Genomic DNA, 19,183 nt, shown 5'->3' on the forward strand with positions numbered 1-19,183 from the left:
CATGAGCGTGGCTATTCTTCCGGTCAGCAAGCGCCTGACGTTTCGTATCTTGCTCAGTACCTTGATTGGCTTGGGACTTACACTGACGGCGATTGCGTATACCTTGGTCTTGTCTTGGCAATTAGAGGGCGGCGGTGCGGCTATCAATGAAGCCGGTAGTTTGCGCATGCGTTCGTACCGCTTGGCGGTGGCGCTGGAACATACGCCGGCCGATGTGCCACAGCAATTACGTGAATTTTCTCGCACCTTGACGGCACTGCAGGAAGGCGATGCGAAACGACCCTTGTTTCTGCCCACCAGCAGCAGTATCCGACTACAAATGCAGAGGGTGGTGCAGACGTGGGAGCAGCGTGTGGAAGTCGATGCCAAGGCGGCGCTGACGGATAGTGGCAGCGCACGCCAACAGGCGCTGTCGCGTTACATGCAAGAGCTACCTCTGTTTGTCGACAGTATTAATGTGCTGGTATCGCTGGTCGAAGTGGAGTTGGCCGAAAAAACTACCTGGCTGCGCTTGTGTCAGACCGCCTTGACGTTTATGTCTTTGGCCGCCAGCGTGGCGCTACTGTATTTGCTCTATCTTTGGATCGTCGGACCGGTCAGTCGCATGCAAAGCGGTATCGCGCGCATGTCGAATGACGACTTGAGCGTGCGTTTGCCGATTGAGAGTGAAGATGAATTCGGTGTGCTGGCACACGCATTCAATCAGATGGCCGACCGCGTGCAAACGGTGCATCGAACCTTGGAACAGCGGGTGTTGGAAAAAACGGCGCAATTACAGGAGCAACATCATGAAATCAGTACGCTCTATGAGATTGCCGGGTTCTTGGCCGGCCCACATGCGATAGAAGAATTATGTCGCGGCTTTTTACATCGCATCATGCAGCGTATCGCCGCCGATGGCGGGACGGTGCGCATACTCGATAATCACAGCGACCATCTGCATATTACCGTGCATGAGGGTATTTCTGAGCAAATGATCGAAGAAGAACATTGTATCAAGACTGACGCTTGTTTCTGTGGGACGGCGACTCAGCAAGGCATTATTCTGATACGCGATTTTCGTCAATTGAATCAGCAGCACCGGTTTCGTTGTCAGGACGAGGGCTTTTTTTCGCTGGCGGTATTTCAAATTTTGGCGCGCGAACAGGTGATCGGCAGTTTTTCTCTGCATTTTCGCGCCGAACGTGTGATCAGCAGGGAAGAGTTGCGTTTACTCGAAACGCTGGGGAAGAATCTCGGAACGGCGATAGAAAACCAACGTTTGATCGCAAAAGAAAAAGAATTCGCCGTCTCGCAAGAGCGTAATTTGCTGGCCCAAGGTTTACACGATAGTATCGCGCAAGGTTTGAACTTTCTTAATTTGCAGGTGCAAATGCTGGAAGATTCGCTTAAGCGTCAAGCTTATACGGAAATTGTCGAGATCACCCCGCTACTGCGCGCCGGCGTACAGGAAAGTTATGAAGATGTGCGCGAATTGCTGCTCAATTTTCGCACCCGCTTGCAGGATAGTGATTTGATTTCAGAGATGCGCAATGTGCTCAATAAATTCCAACGCCAGACTGGGATTGCGACCGATATTGCCTTGCAGGGCAATGGCGCGGCGCTGGCCTCGGAACAGCAATTGCAAGTATTGTTCATCTTGCAGGAAGCTTTATCCAATGTGCGCAAACATGCCGATGCCAGTCTGGTCAGTCTGCATATCCGAAATGAACGCGATTTCTCTTTCGTCATCAGCGATAACGGTCAAGGCTTTGACCTTAGCGATGTCCAAGGGGAGGAGCACATCGGTTTGCGCATCATGCGTGAGCGGGCACAACGCTTGTCGGCCACCTTCGAAATCAGCAGTGAGCGTGGCGTCGGTACCCATATTTCTCTGCATGTGTTACGGCAGGAACGATTGGTGGCTTAGCTCTATTACAGCTTAGTTAGAAAGAACGCATGACGATCAAAATATTATTAGTCGACGACCATACCTTATTCCGCAGCGGCATGCGTTTGCTATTACAACGTAATCCTGAGTTTGACATCGTCGGTGAAGCTGCCGATGGTCTTGAGGGCGTCAAGCGGGCCAAACAATTGCGTCCCGATGTGGTGTTGATGGATTTGAACATGCCGGGTTTGTCGGGTTTGGAAGCGCTGCAGTTGATTATCGAAGATTTGCCGGATACGGCGGTGTTAATGTTGACCGTGTCGGAAGAAGCAGAAGACTTGACGCGCGCACTCAAGAGCGGTGCACGCGGTTATCTGTTGAAAAATATCGAAGCTGATTACTTGACTCAGGCGATAAAACGCGCGGCTGCCGGCGAAGCGGTGATCGCCGATGCCATGACGGCCAAATTAGTCATGCAATTTCGCAGCGGTCAACACTTGGCAGTGCCGACTGAACGCGATAAATTGACGCCACGTGAACGCGACACCATGGTGTGCTTGGCGCGCGGTGAAAGTAATAAGGAAATCGCGCGCCACCTGGATGTGGCGGAAAGTACGGTAAAAATTCATGTGCAGAATATTCTGAAAAAGCTCAATTTGAGCTCGCGCGTGCAAATCGCCGTGTATGCAGTGGAACATCGACTCGACAAAGCCGGATGAGATACAGTCAACCCTTCGTTTGCATGTGCGTTCTAGTTCACTTGGCGGATAGGCGTGGGCAGGGTGCCTGACTACACTTGATCTCTGACAGTTTTTTTTCGGAGACCAGTGATGAATAACTTGAATTTGATGGGCTTGCTCGAAAATCATGCCTTGTTCCGTCATATTTCAGCGGCCGAATTGGGCGCGCTGCAGAGCGAGGTCGTGAAGTTGGAATTCGATAAAGGCAGCCTGTTGCTACGCAAGGGCGACACCGCGCACGCCAGCTATATCGTGGTGTTCGGCTTGGTTAAACTGAGCTTACCTTCGGTGCAGGGCAATGACAAAGTATTGGAATTGATACGCGCCGGCCAAAGCTTTGGCGAAGCGATGATGTTTCTCGATGAACCCTATCCATTTCACGCCGAAGCGTTGGAACATACCTTGGCGCTGAAAGTGCCGCGCCAGGCCTTGCTGAGTCTGCTCGCCAGTTCGCCCGTGATTGCGCGTCAGATGATGGCCGGTCTGTCGTATCGCCTGCTGGGCTTTATTCGCAGCGTCGAGCGCTATTCCTTGCAAAGCGCCAGTCAGCGTGTGGTCGATTATCTGTTGCAGACCTCGGCGATGCAAAGCACTAATGATGTGCGGCTGGAGTTGAAGAAGCATTTGCTCGCCTCGCTACTCAATGTATCGCCGGAAACCTTGTCGCGCGTGCTGCATCAGCTGAGCGATGAAAAACTCATACGCGTCTGTGGTTCCACCATTCACATCGGCTGCGCCACCGCGCTACAAATCTATCAAACTGAGCAACCGGCCTGGCATTGATACGCGGTGTGGCTTGAAATGGCCGACTATGGCAGCATGACGTTCGATTTTATTGACCGAGAACAATGACTGTCAGGATTTTTTTCACTATCATCGTTTGTCATGAAAACACTTGATTTGGTGGCTCCTGCCGGTAGTCTGGTCGCGCTTAAGGCGGCTGTAGACAAAGGAGCGGATGCAGTTTATCTGGGCTTGCGCAATGCGACCAATGCGCGCAATTTCGGTGGACTCAATTTCAGTGACGACGATATTAGCAGCGGCGTCGAGTATGCGCATCGCCGTGGCCGGCAAATTCTGTTTGCCATCAACACCTTCCCACAGCCGCGCGCGGCGGCCGAATGGCGTAACGCGGTCGACAGTGCCGTGCGCCTCGGGGCCGACGCCGTCATTTTAGCCGATCCCGGTTTGATGGCTTATGCGCGTGATCGTCACCCCGATTTGCGTTTGCACTTGTCGGTGCAGGGTTCGGCCACCACGGTCGACGCCATCGAATTGATGCGCGAACAATTCGGCATACGCCGCGCGGTGTTGCCACGGGTGTTAAGCCTGCCGGAAATTGAAAAAATCATTCGCCAAACCAGTGTTGAAATCGAAGTCTTTGGCTTTGGCAGTTTGTGCGTGATGGCTGAAGGACGCTGTTTGCTGTCGAGTTACGTTACCGGTGATTCACCGAATAATAAAGGCGTGTGTTCGCCAGCCCATGCGGTCAGTTGGACCGAGCGCGAGCAGGTACTCGAAGCACGCTTGTCCGGCACCCTGATCGATCGCTATGCGGCAGGCGAAGCCGCTGCCTATCCGACTCTGTGCAAAGGACGTTTCTTGGTCGATGGTGAAATTGATTATGCTCTCGAAGAACCGACCAGTTTGAATGCGATTTCGCTGCTACCGAAACTAGTGACGATGGGGGTGGCGGCATTAAAAATCGAAGGACGTCAGCGTAGCCCCACGTATGTAGGCCAAGTGGTGGCAACTCTGCGCGCCGCACTCGACAACGCGCAAGCTGACCCGGAGCGCTATTCAGCGCGGCCGGAATGGCAAACCATGCTGGCGCGGCATGCCGAAGGCGCGCAAGTTACTCAGGGCGCGTTTGATCGCCCTTGGAAATAAAGGGACAACCCGCAGTATGACTACTTTTCGACTTTCTCTGGCACCGCTGGCTTATTACTGGAGCCGCGCCGATACCTTGCAATTTTATGCCACGGCAGTCGATTGGCCGGTTGACATTGTCTACCTCGGTGAAGTGATTTGTTCGCGTCGACATGTGATGAAAACCGATGACTGGCTGGCGCTGGCTCTTGAATTACGCGCGGCCGGAAAAGAAGTGGTGTTGTCCAGCCTGACCCTGATCGACAATGATGCCGACCGCCGCGCCATGCTGCGCTTGGTCGAGCGCGCTGGCGCTGCCGGTCTGATGGTGGAGGCGAATGATTTCAGTGCCGTGCGCGCGCTGCAAGGGCAAGCCTTCGTGGCCGGGCCTCATTTGAATGTGTATCACGCCGACACCCTGGCTTGGTTACAAGAATTGGGTGCGCTGCGCTTCGCGCCGCCGCTGGAGCTGGCACGCGACGACTTAGCCGCCTTGCAAGCGCAACGTAGCCCGAACATGCAAACGGAAGTGCAAGTCTGGGGTCGCATGGCCTTGGCGTATTCGGCGCGCTGTTTTACTGCGCGCCACCACCGTTTGCGCAAAGATAATTGTGAATTTCGCTGTGGCGATTATCCCGATGGCTTGGCGCTGGCGACCCGTGATGGCGCGGAGTTTTTAAGCCTGAATGGTATCCAGACGCAAAGCGCGGTGTGTCTTGATCTCGGTGCCGCCTTACCGGCGCTGGCCGAACTTGGGGTTGAAGTGCTGCGCTTGCAGATTCAATCGCAGGGCATGGCCGCGGTGGTGGCCGCTTTCGATTTGGCACGTCGCAGCGGTACTGCGGCGCTACTCGTGGATACGCTGTTGCCGCCGCTGGCTGCGCGCAGCAATGGTTATTGGCACGCGCAGGCGGGCATGCGCTGGTTATCTGAACCTACTGAGGGAGCTTGTCACTGATGAACTTTGTTGATTTTCGTTTTCCCGCTGTGCTGCGTCAGCTGACGCGTCATTTGCCGGCACCGCTGGCCAGTGCGCCTTTGTTACTGCTGTTGGAAGTGGCGCGGCGGCGTGCACTGTTGGTGGCGCCAGCCACGCTGTATGGCCGCAGCTTTCGGATTGTGGTCGAAGATCTGGCGCTGACGCTGTGCTTTCATTGCGACGCCGGACGCTTCAAATCGCTGCCGGCGAGTAGTCCGGCCGATGTGACGATGACGGCCAAGGCGGTCGATTTTTTTCAGATGGCGTCTGGTATGGAAGATGCCGATAGCTTGTTTTTTCGGCGGCGCTTACGTATCGAAGGCGATACCGAACTGGGCGTGGCGGTCAAGTATTGGATCGATGCCAGCGAACGTCCGGCTTGGTTGAGCCGCTGCGCCAGTCGGCTGGCCAGTATGTAATACCCCCTTGCAAGGATAAGAAAATGAAACGACTCGCCATAGCACCACACCGACTGTACTTTTTTCTCGGCGGACTGGCCGTGACCATGCTGTTTTTCTGGTGGCTGCTACAGCTGCTGCAGCAGCAAAGCCAAGCGCTGCCCTTGCATGCCTTGGTCATGCCCTTGGGCGTGTTTCCATTGTTTATACTCGGCTTCACGTTTACCGCCGGTCCGCGTTGGCTCGCGCTTGATACGCCCGATCATGATTTTTTGCTGCATGGTGCGACCTATTTTGTCGGCATGTTGTTGGTGCTGTTTTCTGCGGCGTTTGGCTTGCATGCCTTGCGCAGCTCCGGCTTCGTGTTCATGTCAGCGGCCTGGTGTGCCGTCACTTGGCGTTGGATAGGCTTGTTGCGACATAGTCGCGCAGTTGATAAACAGCATGCGCGCGCGCTCGCCGCGGCGATGCTGGGTGGGGCTTTGGCCTTGCTGGCGACGCTGTGCTGGAGTGCCGGTTGGAGTGCTGCGTGGTTGGCGGCGCGCGAATTAAGCTTTTTCGCTTTTTTGTTACCGGTGTTTTTGACGGTTTGCCACCGCATGCTGCCATTTTTCAGCAGTAATGTGCTGGTCCGGTATGCGCCGTGGCGGCCGGATTGGCTGTTGACTTTTTGGTTGAGCGGCTGTGTGTTACAAGCTTGCGCCGATATGCTGGCGTGGCAGTGGCTGGCTGCACTCAATGCTGCGGCGCTGGCGCTGAGTTTTTTGTATACTTCGTGGCGCTGGGGTATCGCTCGCAGCCTGCCAAACCGTTTGCTGGCGATGTTGCACTTGTCATTTGCTTGGTTGAGTGTGGTGTTTGCCTTGCAAGCGGCCGCCAGTCTGGGTTTCGTGCCGACATCGGCGGCGCTGCATGCGCTCGCGCTCGGCTTCATGGGGACCATGTTGGTCGCCTTTGTCAGCCGTGTTTCCTTCGGTCACAGCGGCCGGCCCTTGCAAGTATCGAATTTTTTGTGGTTACTGTATTTGGCGCTGCATGCAGCCGCCGTAGCGCGTGTGGCAGCCAGTTTATTGGCCATGCCGGCTTTGCTGATTTGGTCTGCCGCAGCCTGGCTGCTGCTGTTAATCGGCTGGATGGGAATGATGCTGCCTTTGTATTTGGGCGCGCGCGCCGATGGTAAACCGGGTTAATCGAGAGGAAAAAATGAACATAGCTGAAAAAAATGACACCGTGGCCGATCAAATCGATTTGTCGGAAGCCTTGATCCGTCAATTTGATACATCCGGCCCACGCTACACTTCGTATCCGACCGCCGATCGCTTTCATCAGAATTTTGATGAAAGCATGTATTTACATTATCTTGGTCAGCGTAAGAATAACAGCGATAATCCGCTGCTGTCGCTGTATTTACATTTACCGTTTTGCGAATCGCTTTGCTATTTTTGCGCCTGTAATAAAATTATCACGCAAGATCATAGCCGTACCACCGAATACCTGCGCTATTTGGCTAAGGAAATCGCCTTGGTGGCCGAGCACATTGGCCCAGACCGTTTGACTGCGCAATTACACCTCGGTGGCGGTTCACCGACTTTTTTCAGTTCCGATGAATTGCGCCAACTGATGCAGTTGTTGCGTCAGCATTTCAATTTTACCGAGGATGCCGAGATCGGCGTCGAAATCGATCCGCGCACCGTCAAGCCAGAAACTCTGGCCGTGTTGGCCGAACTCGGTTTTAATCGGAATAGTTTCGGTGTGCAGGATTTTGACCCAGCCGTGCAGCAAGCGGTGAACCGCATTCAACCTTATGAAATGGTGGAGGCGGCCGTGCTCGGCAGCCGTCAAGCGCAGTTTCAGTCGATTAATGCCGATCTGATTTACGGCTTGCCTAAGCAATCGATGGCCAGTTTCAGCCTCACGCTCGATCGTTTGATTACGCTGGCACCGGATCGCATCGCTTTGTATAACTACGCCCATTTGCCTTCGCGTTTCAAAGCCCAGCGCCAGATTATCGAAGCCGATTTACCCTCGGCCGAAGAGCGCTTGCAAATTTTTATGATGTCGACCAGGCGCTTGCTCGAAGCTGGCTACGTGTATATTGGTCTCGATCATTTTTCCAAACCGGATGATGAATTGAATAAGGCACGTCAGAATCAGACTTTACATAGGAATTTTCAAGGCTATACCACCCGTGCCGATTGTGATCTGATTGGTTTTGGCGTTTCCGCCATCGGTAAGGTCGGCCATTCTTACAGTCAATCGGTACGCACTATCAAAGAATATTACCAGTCGCTCGATGCCGGGCATTTGCCGATTGAGAAAGGGACGGCGCTTACTAGCGATGATTTGCTACGTCGCGAAGTCATCATGACGTTGATGTGCAGTATGCCGCTCGACATTGCTGCACTTAATCTGCGCTATCAAATTGATTTTTCTGCTTACTTTGCCAGCGAAATTGCCGCTTTGGCGCAGTATGAAGACGTTGGCTTCTTGATCGTCACACCGCAGCGGATTAGTGTGACACCGAAAGGGCGCTTATTTGTGCGCGCCGTGGCGATGGTATTTGACAAGTACTTGCAAGGCACCACCACGGCGACCTACTCGAAACTGATTTGATCGTGCCGCTCACTGGAAGGGGATGGCGCGCTTGCTGATGGCGACGGCGACGATATACAAAAAACAGGCGACGGCCGCCAGCGCGGCCAGTCTTCTGGTGCTGGCCGTTTTTCCGCGTTTCATCGCGATACTGCCGAAAATTATATACAACAACAAGGCCAACAGCTTGGCTTGCAACCACGGCGTGGCCAGTGCCGCGTAGCCTGGTATGGATAGTAGCGTGAGTCCGCACAGCAGTAACAGTGTGTCGATCACATGCGGCAGGCTGCGCCAGAGTCTGCTTTGCAGTAAGCGCGCTGGATGTTCGCGCAAAAAATACCGCAGTAAAAAAAGTGTTCCACTGAGTATGACTAAGCTGATATGCAAGTGTTTGATCGACAGATAGTTCATCTGAAACTGACTCCGGGTTGAAATTCTGTAGCGCTATTTTAGCTCGTCATTCCCCCACTCTTTTGCGGCTGTCGTAAACCTTTTGCGACAGCCCCATTAGCTCAGGATTCGTTGACGTGAAAATCAATGATGACGGCACCCGGTTCCGACGAGACATAGCGAATCGTGATGGCCGAACCGAAATGGTGCTCTATTTGCGTCAGCAATGGCAAGGGATTATGGTCATTACAAAAGCGCATGGTTTCGCCGCTTTCGAGTGCCGCCAAGGCGCCGAAAATGGCGGCATGACGAAATCGTTTAGCGACGCCGCGTGCATCAAATGCGTAAACGCCGGTGGCGATCAGCGGAGTGGAACAATCGTGGGCCATGGTATTTTTCCTTAAAGTTAGGAGCAGGTTGAGCGCCTGGCGCTCAACCATGTTGCCGCATCAAATTCAGACAGATTTTTTAAACAATAAACGCAGTGCAAACCAAGCCAGACACAGGCTGCCGAGGGCGAATATGACATCGCCCGGTACCCGCATCCACACTAAGGTTTCCATGAAGTGTGAGTGCACCACTGCCGGCGAGCGGGCATACCACATACCCTGACTGATGCTGGCTGCAGCTTGATAGATGCCAGCCGGGACCAGCGAGATGAAGACCATCATCGCCAAACCGATATTAAGTAACCAGAACATCGCTTGCAGCAGACGATCCGACCAAGCTGCACGATTTGACATGCCGCGCAAACAGAACAGCAGCAAGCCTATGCCGAGCATGCCGTAGACACCGAACAGTGCGGCATGGCCGTGGGCTGGGGTCATGTTCAAACCTTGCATGTAATACAGAGCGATCGGGGTATTGATGGAGAAGCCGAGCAGGCCGGCACCGACCATGTTCCAAAAGCCGACGGCGATGAAACACAGTATTGACCATTTGTAATTCTGCACCCAGGGTGCCGCTTTCGAACGCTGATAATTACGATGCGCTTCCAGTCCGATCAAGGCCAGCGGTACCACTTCCAAGGCCGAGAACATGGCACCGATGGCGATCACGAAGGTTGGGGTGCCGGTGAAGTACAGGTGATGCAAGGTGCCGAGTATGCCGCCAAACAGAAACACGATGGTTTCCAACACAATGGCACTATTGGCGGTGGCGGCGCGAATCAAACCTAAACGCGTGAATAACAAGGCGATGACGGCGGTGGCAAATACTTCAAAGAAGCCTTCTACCCACAAATGTACCAACCACCAGCGCCAGTATTCGATCATTGAATAGTGGGTATGCTGGCCCCAAGTCAGCGAGGTAGCATAAAAGCCGCCTATGCAGCAGGCTGACAGAAATACCATGGCGATCAAGCCGCGGCTCTCAGACGGGTTTTTCAATGCCGGCCATAAGCCGCGACCGAGTAGTAACACCCAGAATAATAAGCCGACGAATAAGAGAATTTGCCAAATCCGGCCCATGCTGGTGAATTCCAAGCCTTGATTGCCGATCCAGAAACTGAAGTCGTTTCCCGGATGCTCGATGCTGCCATACCAACCGAAGGCAGTTGAACCGACCACGATGAACAGCAGGGCGTAAAACAGCAGATCGACGCCGAGCTTTTGATATTTCGGTTCACGACCGGAAATCGCCGGGGCGATGTACAGACCGGTGGCCAACCAAGCGGTAGCGATCCACAATACCGCAAACTGGGTATGGATGGTGCGACTGACGACGAAGGGTAAAAAGTCAGCCAAGGGGAAACCGAAGAAGCTGTGGCCTTCGACGGCATAGTGGGCACTGATCACGCCCATGCCGATTTGTGCCAAGATCAGGCCGATGACGACGTAGAAATATTTTTTCGTCGCCAACATCGATGCTGTCGGTTTCAGCTCGAACAGCGGATCGTTTTTCGGTGGCGTCGGATCGCCCGCTTCTTTATTCAGAGAGTGATAGAAAATCATGCCGGTAATGGCGGCGATCATCAGGATCACGCTGGCGATTGACCACATGCCGGCGCCGGTGGTCGGGGTATTGTCGATCAAGGGTTCATGCGGCCAGTTGCTGGTGTAGCTGAGGTCGGTAGCGCCGGGACGATCGGTGGCGGTGGCCCAGGCAGACCAATAAAAAAAGGCTGGCAAGGCTTGCAGATCGAGTGGATCGGGCAGTGAAGCACGGTTCATCGCATATTGTTCGCGCAAGGTGTCGAGCTTGGGGTCGTTGCCGAATAAGCCGATGTAATGCTGGGCCACTTGGCGTACCGCGGTGGCGCGATCGAGTGAGAGCGTGATGCTGTCGCTATCGGCGGCATAGGTGTTGCTGCGCATGGCTAGCTTCAGGCGCGCTTTGAGAACGGCTTGACGTTCAAGCGGCAGACTTTCGAACGACAAGCCGGCTTCGCGCTGCGACCAGATGTCGAGTAATGCCAGCGCTTCACGGTGTAACCAGTCGGCCGACCAATCTGGGGCGACATAACTGCCATGGCCCCAGACCGTGCCGAGTTGTTGGCCGCCAGCGGAGAGCCAGGCTTCTTGTCCGCGTTGTATTTGACCTTCGGAAAACAGCACGCTACCGTCGGCGCTGACAACTTGTTTAGGAATGGGCGGCGCGGTCAGGTAAATTTCTGTTCCGACCCAGCCCAGTACGGCAAAAGACAGCACGCAGACAACTGCGAGCCAGGTCCATAGTTTGCGCGTGGCATGCATGGCGAGATTCCTTTCAGGGTAATTGAAGATGAACTGATCGCAGTCTTTATCAGTGGCTGCATCAATGAAGATGTATTTTATGTGCATGTATTGAGGGCTGTAAATTGAATGCTGTCTGATTGTTTGGAATTCTTGATCTGGCTCAGTTTTTGTTGGCGCAGTGAGTGACAGTGCTGCGCGCGCGGTGCGGTAAGCGCATCGCCAATTCTTATCGCAGGTCAAGGAAATTTCCGCTACGAGTCAGTAAGGTGAGCAGCAATTTGTGTGCGCTTATCTTTTTCTTTTACTGACGAGGTCTTTATGAAACGCTTTATTCCCAAAGCCATCGCGCTTGGTTTATTCGGTCTGTGCATGGGCGCACTCGCCCAAGCATCCGGTACGGCACGTATTGCCGGTGACTTCGGTCCGCCGCGTGGCGTGCCGATTCATGCAGTGTTGACCAGTCCGCCAAATGTACCGCCACCGATACATCGCAACTATCCGGCGAAAGTGATCGTGGAACTTGAGGTGGTAGAAAAAGAGATGGCAATTTCCGAAGGCGTGAAATACATGTTTTGGACTTTCGGCGGTACCGTGCCCGGTAGTTTTATCCGCGTGCGTCAGGGTGATACGGTGGAATTTCATTTGAAGAATAATCCGTCCAGCAAGATGCCACACAATATCGATCTGCATGGCGTCACCGGTCCCGGTGGCGGGGCGGCGTCGAGTTTTACTGCGCCTGGCCATGAATCGCAATTCACGTTCAAGGCGCTCAACGAAGGGGTGTATGTGTATCACTGCGCCACTGCGCCGGTTGGCATGCATATCGCTAATGGTATGTATGGTTTGATTTTGGTCGAGCCGCCGCAGGGTTTGCCGGCCGTTGATCATGAATATTATGTGATGCAGGGTGATTTTTATACGACCGGAAAATATCGTGAAAAAGGTTTGCAGCCGTTTGATATGGAAAAAGCGATCGATGAAAAGCCGACCTATGTGTTGTTCAATGGGGCAGAGGGCGCACTGACTGGTGATAAAGCCTTGGCGGCGAAAACCGATGAGAAAATCCGTTTATTCGTCGGTAATGGCGGCCCAAACTTGGTATCGAGCTTCCATGTGATCGGTGCGATTTTTGATAAGGTGCGCTTCGAAGGCGGCAGCAATTTCCAAAAAAATGTGCAAACTACTTTGATACCGGCCGGCGGCGCGGCGGTGGTCGAATATCAGACTAAGGTGCCGGGCAGTTATGTCTTGGTTGATCATTCGATTTTCCGTGCCTTCAATAAGGGAGCGTTGGCGATCATGAAGGTCGATGGACCGGCCAAGAAAGATATTTACTCAGGCAAAGAACTTGACGCCGTTTATCTCGGTGATCGTGCCCAAGCCAACTTGGCCGCTGTGGCGACGGCCCAGCAAGCAGTGGAACGCGGCACGCTGAGTTTGCAGGATCAGGTGAATGCTGGGGCACAGTTGTTTGCCGGGACTTGTTCGGTTTGTCATCAAAGTAATGGTGCCGGTTTGGCCGGTGTGTTTCCACCCTTGGCCAAGTCCGATTATCTCAATGCGGATCCGACCCGTGCGATCGGCATACTGTTGCACGGCTTGAATGGGAAAGTCAGCGTCAATGGTAAGGAATTCGATTCCGTGATGCCGGCCATGAACCAATTGAATGATGATGAAGTCGCCAATATCTTGACCTATGTACTCAATACTTGGGATAACCAAGGTGGACGAATCAGCGCGGCCGCAGTGAAAACCGTGCGCGCCACCGCTGTGGTGCCGAAAGCGGCGGCGCATTGAGCGCGGCGCGGCGCTGGCTCGGCAGTCTGGCGCTGCTGCTGTGCTGTGGGCAAAGCGGGGCGGCCGAGCAGTATGTGAGTGTGCCGGGCGCGGCGCTGCGCAGTGTCTTGTCGGCGGCCAGTCCGCAAGGGGAAGTCACGGTGGCGGCGTTTTCCTTGCGGCGCCAAGCGGTGACTTTGCGGGAGTTTTTAGCCTTCACCGATGCGCATCCCGCGTGGCAGCGCAGTCGGGTGCCCTTGCTGCTGGCCGATCACAGCTATCTGCACCAATGGCGCGCGGATGAGGAGGTCGGCAGTGCGCTTGAGTTGGAGGCACCGGTTACCAATGTCAGTTGGCATGCCGCGCAGGCTTATTGTCGCAGCGAGCAGGCGCGCTTGCCGACTTGGTCGGAATGGGAATTGGTGGCGGCGGCCGATGCTACTCGGCGCGATGCGCGGGCTGATCCGGCCTGGCGTGCCGTGATACTCGATTGGTACAGCAGCGCTGCGATAGCTGCCACGCCAGTACCGAATGTGTATGGCGTCAGCGGGATACATGGGCAAATCTGGGAATGGGTAGGCGACTTCAATGCCTTGCTGATCAGTGCAGACAGTCGTACCCAGGGCGACCCGGATCGTTTGCAGTTTTGCGGTGCCGGGGCGATCAGTTTGCAAAACAAGCAAGATTACGCGATTTTGATGCGGGTGGCTTTTCTTTCTGCGCTGGGCGGTGCCAGTACTACCGATCATCTGGGCTTCCGTTGTGCGCGCGATATCAAGTCCAAGGATGTGAAGGAAATATATGAAACCAAGAATTAAACAAGCACTGCTCGCAGCCATGCTGCTGTTGAGCAGTGCCATGGGGCAGGCGGCCGATCCGGTTTTTCCCGGTGACTCGATTTATCAATTACCGCTGCAATTGAGCGAACAACATGGGCAGAGCTTGGCGCTGACCCAGTTTGCTGGGCATGTGACGGTGCTCAGCATGTTTTACAACTCCTGCGAATTTGTTTGTCCTATGTTGATCGATACGGTGCGCCTGCTTGAGCGTAGTCTGACTGGGCGCGAACGAGAAAAATTGTCGGTGTTGTTGGTGACACTCGACCCGGCGCGCGATGATACGGCGACGCTGGCATCGATTGCTGCGAGCAAGGCCTTGCCGGCGACACGTTGGACACTGGCGCGTACCGATAGTGTGCGTGAATTGGCGGCGGTACTCAATATTCAATATCGCCAGTTGGAGAGTGGTGAATTTAATCACAGCAGCGTGTTGATTCTGCTCGACCGTCAGGGGCGAATGGTGGCGCGCAGCAGCGAACTCGGGAATGTCGATCCGCTGTTTTTGCAGAAAATGAAAAGCCTGCTGCGCTGACGGCGCGCGTGTGCGCAGTTCAGGCTTGGTCGCGTTGTTTGATGCGCAGGGAAAAATGCCCACCTAGTACGACGATGCCGGCGGCACCGCACAGCAGCACGGCGGCGCTGCCGACTGGTCCGATCAAGCGGCCGGCCAAGGCCACACCGAGTGATTGACCGAGAAAAAAGCAAGCCGAAAACGCCGATACAGCGGCACCGCGGCGTTCCGGCGACATTTGGGTGGCATGGATTTGCAAGGTGTTATGCAGCATGTAAAAGCCCAGACCGGCGCAAAAGCAGGCTGGAATCGCCCACCACCAGGCCGGTGCCAAGCCTATCAGTGCAATCGATGCGGCTAAAATCAAGCTACCCCAACGGGTCAGGCCGGTTTCGCCCAAGCGTGCGAGTAAGCGGCGCGAATTCATGGCAAACACAAAGCCGCCTAAGCCATAGAGCATGATCAGGCTGCCGGCCAGCGTCAGTGAAATCGCAAACGTATGATGCAAGTGGCTGGCGATGAAGGCAAACGGACCGTATAGAAACGCGCCCTCCAAAAATACCGTCGCCAATACCAAGCGTGCCCAAGGCAGCATGGCGATGGCGCGAAATTCGCGCCACATATGGGCCGTGGCTGAACCGCTGACGCTGCGTCGTTGCCGCGCCGCTGGCGGCAGTCTGGCATTGAGCAGTAGCAGACCGCAGCCGACTACGGCGAACAGCAGCGCCATGAAGAGGAATGGCCAGCGCCAGTGGCCGGCATCGGCGGCGATACCACCACCCAGCACGCCGATCGCCAAACCGAAAATTTGCCCGATCAGAAACCGTGCCAATACCGGTTGGCGCCGCTCATACGGGGTGACATCACCGATCCATGCCATCGATAGCGGAATAATCGCCGCCGCCGTGATGCCGGCGATAGCACGTGCCAGCAGCAAGCCGTGAAATTCGTCGGCCAGCAGACACAGCGCCGAACTCAGCGCGCACGCTAAGGCGGCGCCGGCGATGACTAAATATTTGCCGAAGCGGTCACCGAGCGGGCCGAAAAACAATTGCGACACGCCATAAGCAATCGCAAACACCGTGATCGCCTGCGCCGCCGTACCGAGCGTGATACCGAACTCGCGCACCAACAAGGGTAGCAGCGGGTCCATCACGCGTAGCGAAATGCCGCTGCCGAGTGCGGCCAGCGATAACACGGGAATTGCCAGTGCCGGCAAGCGGGCGGGTGGGGTGGTCGGTTGCATGAAACTCCTGAGAGCGGTCATGCAAGGCATGTCCGGAGCCGTATTCTAAATCGAATCGGCCAGGGGCGTAGCAAAGCGCGCGTTTATCGGATGTCAAGCCACCGCTTTGAGTTCGAACTGGGGAAGTTGCATGCTGCCGCTGTCGCGATAGCGCACATGCCAGTCGAAGGCTTGTTCCAGTACATGTGGGGTTTGACCGCCGCGCAGCGTCGCCGCCGCGACATAATCAAGCAGCATTTGCTTATACGGTTCGGCCACGCAATGCTCGATGATTTCGCGTGCCCGTTCACGTGGTGCCAAACCGCGTAGATCTGCCAATCCGACTTCGGTGACCAGAATATCGACATCATGCTCGGTATGGTCGACATGGCTGACCATGGGAACGATGCTGGAAATTCGGCCATCTTTGGCGACCGATTTGGTGGCGAACACCGAGAGGTAAGCATTGCGCGCGAAATCGCCGGAGCCGCCGATGCCGTTCATCATATGGGTGCCCAGCACATGGGTGGAATTGACATTGCCGTAGATGTCGGCTTCCAGCGCGGTATTGATGGCGATGATGCCGAGCCGGCGGATGACTTCCGGATGGTTACTGATTTCTTGCGGTCGCAAGATCAAGCGCTCTTTGTATTTGCCTATGTCGGCAAACACCGTGCGCGCTTTTTGTTCTGACAGGGTGATCGAGGAGCCGGAGGCGAAATCGAGTTTGCCGGCATCGAATAAATCAAAGGTGGAATCTTGCAAGACTTCTGAATACATCGTCAGATGTTCGAATGGACTGTCGATGAAACCCATCATGACGGCGTTGGCGATGGTGCCGATGCCGGCCTGGATAGGCATCAATTGTTTGCTGAGGCGACCGTCGCGTACTTCGTGCTGGAAAAATTCGACCAGATGGGCGGCGATTTTTGCCGTGTCTTCATCGGCTGGCAAAATGGTTGAGGCACTGTCGGCTTTTTTGGTAAATACGATGCCGATGATTTTTTCCGGCGGAATATGAATCGCCGTGGTGCCGATGCGATCATTGACGTGCATGATAGGCACCGGTTGTCGTTCCGGTCGCAATTGCGGAATGAAGATGTCGTGCAAACCTTCGAGTTCGAGTGACTGGCTCAGATTGATTTCGATGATTACTTGTTCGGCCAGAATGGCAAAGCTGGCGCTGTTACCGACGGACGTGGTGGGGATGATGGCCCCGGTTTCGGTGATGGCGATGGCTTCGATGATGGCGATGTCGATCGCATTAATCTGACGCGTGCGCAGTTGTTCGACGGTTTCGGATAAGTGCTGGTCGACATACATCACTTCGCCACGGTTGATCGCCGCCCGCAGGGTAGGGTCGGCTTGGAAGGGCATGCGCCGGGTGATCGCACCGGCTTCGGCCAGGGTGCGGTCGACATCGCTGCCTAGCGAAGCGCCGGTCATCAGGGTGATTTTCAAGGATTCTTTACGCGCCCGTTCGGCCAAGGCCAGCGGCACCACTTTGGCGTCGCCGGCGCGGGTGAAGCCGCTCATGCCTATGGTCATGCCGTCTTCTATCCAGGCGGCGGCTGCGGTGGCGCTGCAAATACGCTCGCGCAGTTGTGGCAGGCGGATTCTTTGTTCTTGTACTTCATGCATTTTTATTTCCTTCGTCTCGTAACATGGATGGCGCAGCGGGTTTTTGATTTTTTTTTCGGTATTGTTTTAAGTCAGGCAGTAATTGACTGGCAGGGCTGGTGCCGGCAAGTCGGTTTCGCCCAGTGCCAGACGCAGATCGATTTCGATTGCGCGGCAAATTGCATCGAGCGGCAAGTCATTCGAATCGGTGCCGAATGGCTCTTCAATTTCATCGCCTAGTGCATCGAGCCCGAAAAATGTGTAGGCGACGATGGCGACCACGAACGGTGTCATGAAACCGATGGTGTCGACCAAACCGAATGGCAGCAAGAAACAATAGATATACGCAGTGCGATGGAGTAGCAGCGTGTACGAGAAGGGAATCGGGGTATTGCGGATGCGTTCGCAGGCGGCGGCGGCACCGGTCAGCGCAGACAGGGTATTGTCGATATTGGCCGCCAAACACGGGTCGATGCGCTGTTCTTGCATGGCCGTACGCAGGTCTTGCCCCATATTCAGCATCAGCATATCGGTTTTATTCACACTCGCGAGCAGTTGTCGGTATTCGCTGCTGCTGAGCCAACGCTGCATTTCCGGCTTGCTCTCTTGTTGGCGCAACAGGTCGCGCAAGGCATGACAGAACGCGATGGTACGCAAGATCATGCGCACACGTAGATCGCCGAAACCATTCTGGGCCAAGGCTGGATGGGCATAATCGATCAGGCTGTGGCATTGACGTGCCAGATTACGGCTCTTGAGCAGCAGTTCGCCCCATAGCTTGCGGCCTTCCCAGTAGCGATCATAAGCAGCGTTATTGCGAAAGCCGAGAAAAATCGAGAGCGGCAAACCGATCAGGGTAAACGGTATCGTCGTTAAGGTGATCTTGAGTTTGAACAGATCGCCATGCGAGATCGTCACCAGGGTGGCGATGAGGATGTTGATGATCAAGGCGGGCAGGATGCGGGGTAACACCGAGCCGCGCAAGAGTAGAAATAAACGCCAGCCCGAGGGGCGGTCTCTGACTATCACCGGTCAGTCCAGTCTTCAAAACAATTCAAGCAGGGCTCGCTAATTTGCTAATATGTGAGTGAATTAAAACACTAATATGTGAGCAAGTCAAACGCTACAATCATGGTTTTATTATTTTTTCGGAGTCGCGATGCATCCCAAAATTGCCAAGCGCAATTTGCCGCAATTATTTCTCAAGGCGCGCGCCCAGTTGATGGCGCATTTTCGGCCTATTTTGGCGAAGTTCGGTTTGACCGATCAACAATGGCGCATTCTGCGTGTACTCGATGAACATGGTCGTTTGGAATCGCGCGAATTATGCGAGTTGTGCCAGATTTCCAGTCCCAGTATGGCTGGCGTGTTGAAACGCATGGAAGAGAGTGCCTTGATCTGTCGTGGCAGCTTCAGTGGTGATCAGCGGCGCCTGGTGATCACGCTCGCGCCTCAGGGGGATGCGCTGATGGCAGAGATTGCGCCGCTGATCGAGCAGCAATACGCGTATATTGAACAGAGTTTCGGTACCGATCAGATTGAACAATTGCTGTCGGTGTTGGAAGCATTCTGTCAGGCTGATGAAAACAGCGTGCCGCGCGTGTTATTGGACTGAGCGCAGACTGAGTGGATATAGACAGTCTTGCTAAAAGGAACTACAGTCTGAGCTGCCTATTTTTTTTGAACAAGCTGCTTACCG

General features: G+C 54.6%; 18 protein-coding genes. 12 read left to right on the top strand and 6 right to left on the bottom strand.

Features of this window, described 5'->3' with window-relative positions:
* Nucleotides 1–7: 7 nt before the first annotated feature.
* From QN359_RS05245 to hemN, 8 genes are all read left to right on the top strand, one after another.
* Entirely contained in the window at nucleotides 8–1,909 is a 1,902-nt protein-coding gene (locus QN359_RS05245) for a type IV pili methyl-accepting chemotaxis transducer N-terminal domain-containing protein (protein WP_323493559.1), read from the top strand.
* 29 nt (nucleotides 1,910–1,938) lie between these two features.
* Entirely contained in the window at nucleotides 1,939–2,589 is a 651-nt protein-coding gene (locus QN359_RS05250; RefSeq protein WP_322247816.1) for a response regulator transcription factor, read from the top strand.
* 111 nt (nucleotides 2,590–2,700) lie between these two features.
* The gene (locus QN359_RS05255) at nucleotides 2,701–3,393 is read left to right on the top strand and encodes a Crp/Fnr family transcriptional regulator (protein ID WP_322247817.1); all 693 of its coding nucleotides are present in this window, start codon (nucleotides 2,701–2,703) and stop codon (nucleotides 3,391–3,393) included.
* A gap of 102 nt (nucleotides 3,394–3,495) precedes the next feature.
* Nucleotides 3,496–4,500: a ubiquinone anaerobic biosynthesis protein UbiU gene (ubiU, locus tag QN359_RS05260; RefSeq protein ID WP_322247818.1), complete on the top strand. Its 1,005-nt coding sequence runs from the start codon at nucleotides 3,496–3,498 to the stop codon at nucleotides 4,498–4,500.
* A gap of 16 nt (nucleotides 4,501–4,516) precedes the next feature.
* Nucleotides 4,517–5,437 (top strand): ubiquinone anaerobic biosynthesis protein UbiV, encoded by a 921-nt coding sequence (gene ubiV / locus QN359_RS05265; protein WP_322247819.1) that lies wholly within the window; start codon nucleotides 4,517–4,519, stop codon nucleotides 5,435–5,437.
* On the top strand, nucleotides 5,437–5,877 hold the full coding sequence (gene ubiT / locus QN359_RS05270) for a ubiquinone anaerobic biosynthesis accessory factor UbiT (protein ID WP_322247820.1): 441 nt from the start codon (nucleotides 5,437–5,439) through the stop codon (nucleotides 5,875–5,877). Before ubiV ends, ubiT begins: the two co-directional genes overlap by 1 nt.
* Before the next feature lie 23 nt (nucleotides 5,878–5,900).
* On the top strand, nucleotides 5,901–7,046 hold the full coding sequence (locus QN359_RS05275) for an NnrS family protein (RefSeq protein ID WP_322247821.1): 1,146 nt from the start codon (nucleotides 5,901–5,903) through the stop codon (nucleotides 7,044–7,046).
* A 13-nt stretch (nucleotides 7,047–7,059) separates the two neighbouring features.
* A complete protein-coding gene (hemN, locus tag QN359_RS05280; protein WP_322247822.1) occupies nucleotides 7,060–8,469 on the top strand; it encodes an oxygen-independent coproporphyrinogen III oxidase in 1,410 nt (469 codons plus the stop codon).
* A 9-nt stretch (nucleotides 8,470–8,478) separates the two neighbouring features.
* On the opposite strand, the gene QN359_RS05285 is transcribed toward hemN, so the two are convergent.
* The 3 genes from QN359_RS05285 to QN359_RS05295 form a co-directional block, all read right to left on the bottom strand.
* Nucleotides 8,479–8,859 carry a SirB2 family protein gene (locus QN359_RS05285; RefSeq protein ID WP_322247823.1) on the bottom strand — a complete coding sequence of 127 codons (381 nt, stop codon included), beginning with the start codon at nucleotides 8,857–8,859 and terminating at the stop codon, nucleotides 8,479–8,481.
* A gap of 101 nt (nucleotides 8,860–8,960) precedes the next feature.
* Nucleotides 8,961–9,227: a DUF2249 domain-containing protein gene (locus QN359_RS05290; protein WP_322247824.1), complete on the bottom strand. Its 267-nt coding sequence runs from the start codon at nucleotides 9,225–9,227 to the stop codon at nucleotides 8,961–8,963.
* 66 nt (nucleotides 9,228–9,293) lie between these two features.
* A complete protein-coding gene (locus QN359_RS05295; protein WP_322247825.1) occupies nucleotides 9,294–11,531 on the bottom strand; it encodes a nitric-oxide reductase large subunit in 2,238 nt (745 codons plus the stop codon).
* 300 nt (nucleotides 11,532–11,831) lie between these two features.
* Here QN359_RS05295 and nirK point away from each other — a divergent pair, with 300 nt between their 5' ends.
* From nirK to QN359_RS05310, 3 genes are read left to right on the top strand one after another with little or no spacing between them, the layout of a single operon-like run.
* Nucleotides 11,832–13,310: a copper-containing nitrite reductase gene (gene nirK, locus QN359_RS05300; RefSeq protein WP_416200180.1), complete on the top strand. Its 1,479-nt coding sequence runs from the start codon at nucleotides 11,832–11,834 to the stop codon at nucleotides 13,308–13,310.
* Complete coding sequence (locus QN359_RS05305; protein ID WP_322247826.1) at nucleotides 13,307–14,107, top strand: formylglycine-generating enzyme family protein; 801 nt, start codon at nucleotides 13,307–13,309, stop codon at nucleotides 14,105–14,107. The genes nirK and QN359_RS05305 overlap by 4 nt, the downstream gene beginning before the upstream one ends.
* Entirely contained in the window at nucleotides 14,091–14,660 is a 570-nt protein-coding gene (locus tag QN359_RS05310; protein ID WP_322247827.1) for an SCO family protein, read from the top strand. The genes QN359_RS05305 and QN359_RS05310 overlap by 17 nt, the downstream gene beginning before the upstream one ends.
* A gap of 19 nt (nucleotides 14,661–14,679) precedes the next feature.
* Here QN359_RS05310 and QN359_RS05315 read toward each other — a convergent pair whose 3' ends face one another.
* The 3 genes from QN359_RS05315 to QN359_RS05325 form a co-directional block, all read right to left on the bottom strand.
* Nucleotides 14,680–15,885 carry an MFS transporter gene (locus tag QN359_RS05315; RefSeq protein ID WP_322247828.1) on the bottom strand — a complete coding sequence of 402 codons (1,206 nt, stop codon included), beginning with the start codon at nucleotides 15,883–15,885 and terminating at the stop codon, nucleotides 14,680–14,682.
* Nucleotides 15,886–15,978: 93 nt separating this feature from the next.
* The gene (locus tag QN359_RS05320; RefSeq protein ID WP_322247829.1) at nucleotides 15,979–17,505 is read right to left on the bottom strand and encodes an acetyl-CoA hydrolase/transferase family protein; all 1,527 of its coding nucleotides are present in this window, start codon (nucleotides 17,503–17,505) and stop codon (nucleotides 15,979–15,981) included.
* Between the two features lie 66 nt (nucleotides 17,506–17,571).
* Entirely contained in the window at nucleotides 17,572–18,513 is a 942-nt protein-coding gene (locus tag QN359_RS05325) for a bestrophin family protein (protein WP_322247830.1), read from the bottom strand.
* Between the two features lie 130 nt (nucleotides 18,514–18,643).
* On the opposite strand from QN359_RS05325, the gene hpaR reads away from it, so the two are divergent.
* A complete protein-coding gene (gene hpaR, locus QN359_RS05330; protein ID WP_322247831.1) occupies nucleotides 18,644–19,099 on the top strand; it encodes a homoprotocatechuate degradation operon regulator HpaR in 456 nt (151 codons plus the stop codon).
* Nucleotides 19,100–19,183 lie beyond the last annotated feature (84 nt).

Origin of the sequence: Undibacterium sp. 5I2, from assembly GCF_035019605.1 — a bacterium.
Classification (GTDB): domain Bacteria; phylum Pseudomonadota; class Gammaproteobacteria; order Burkholderiales; family Burkholderiaceae_D; genus Undibacterium.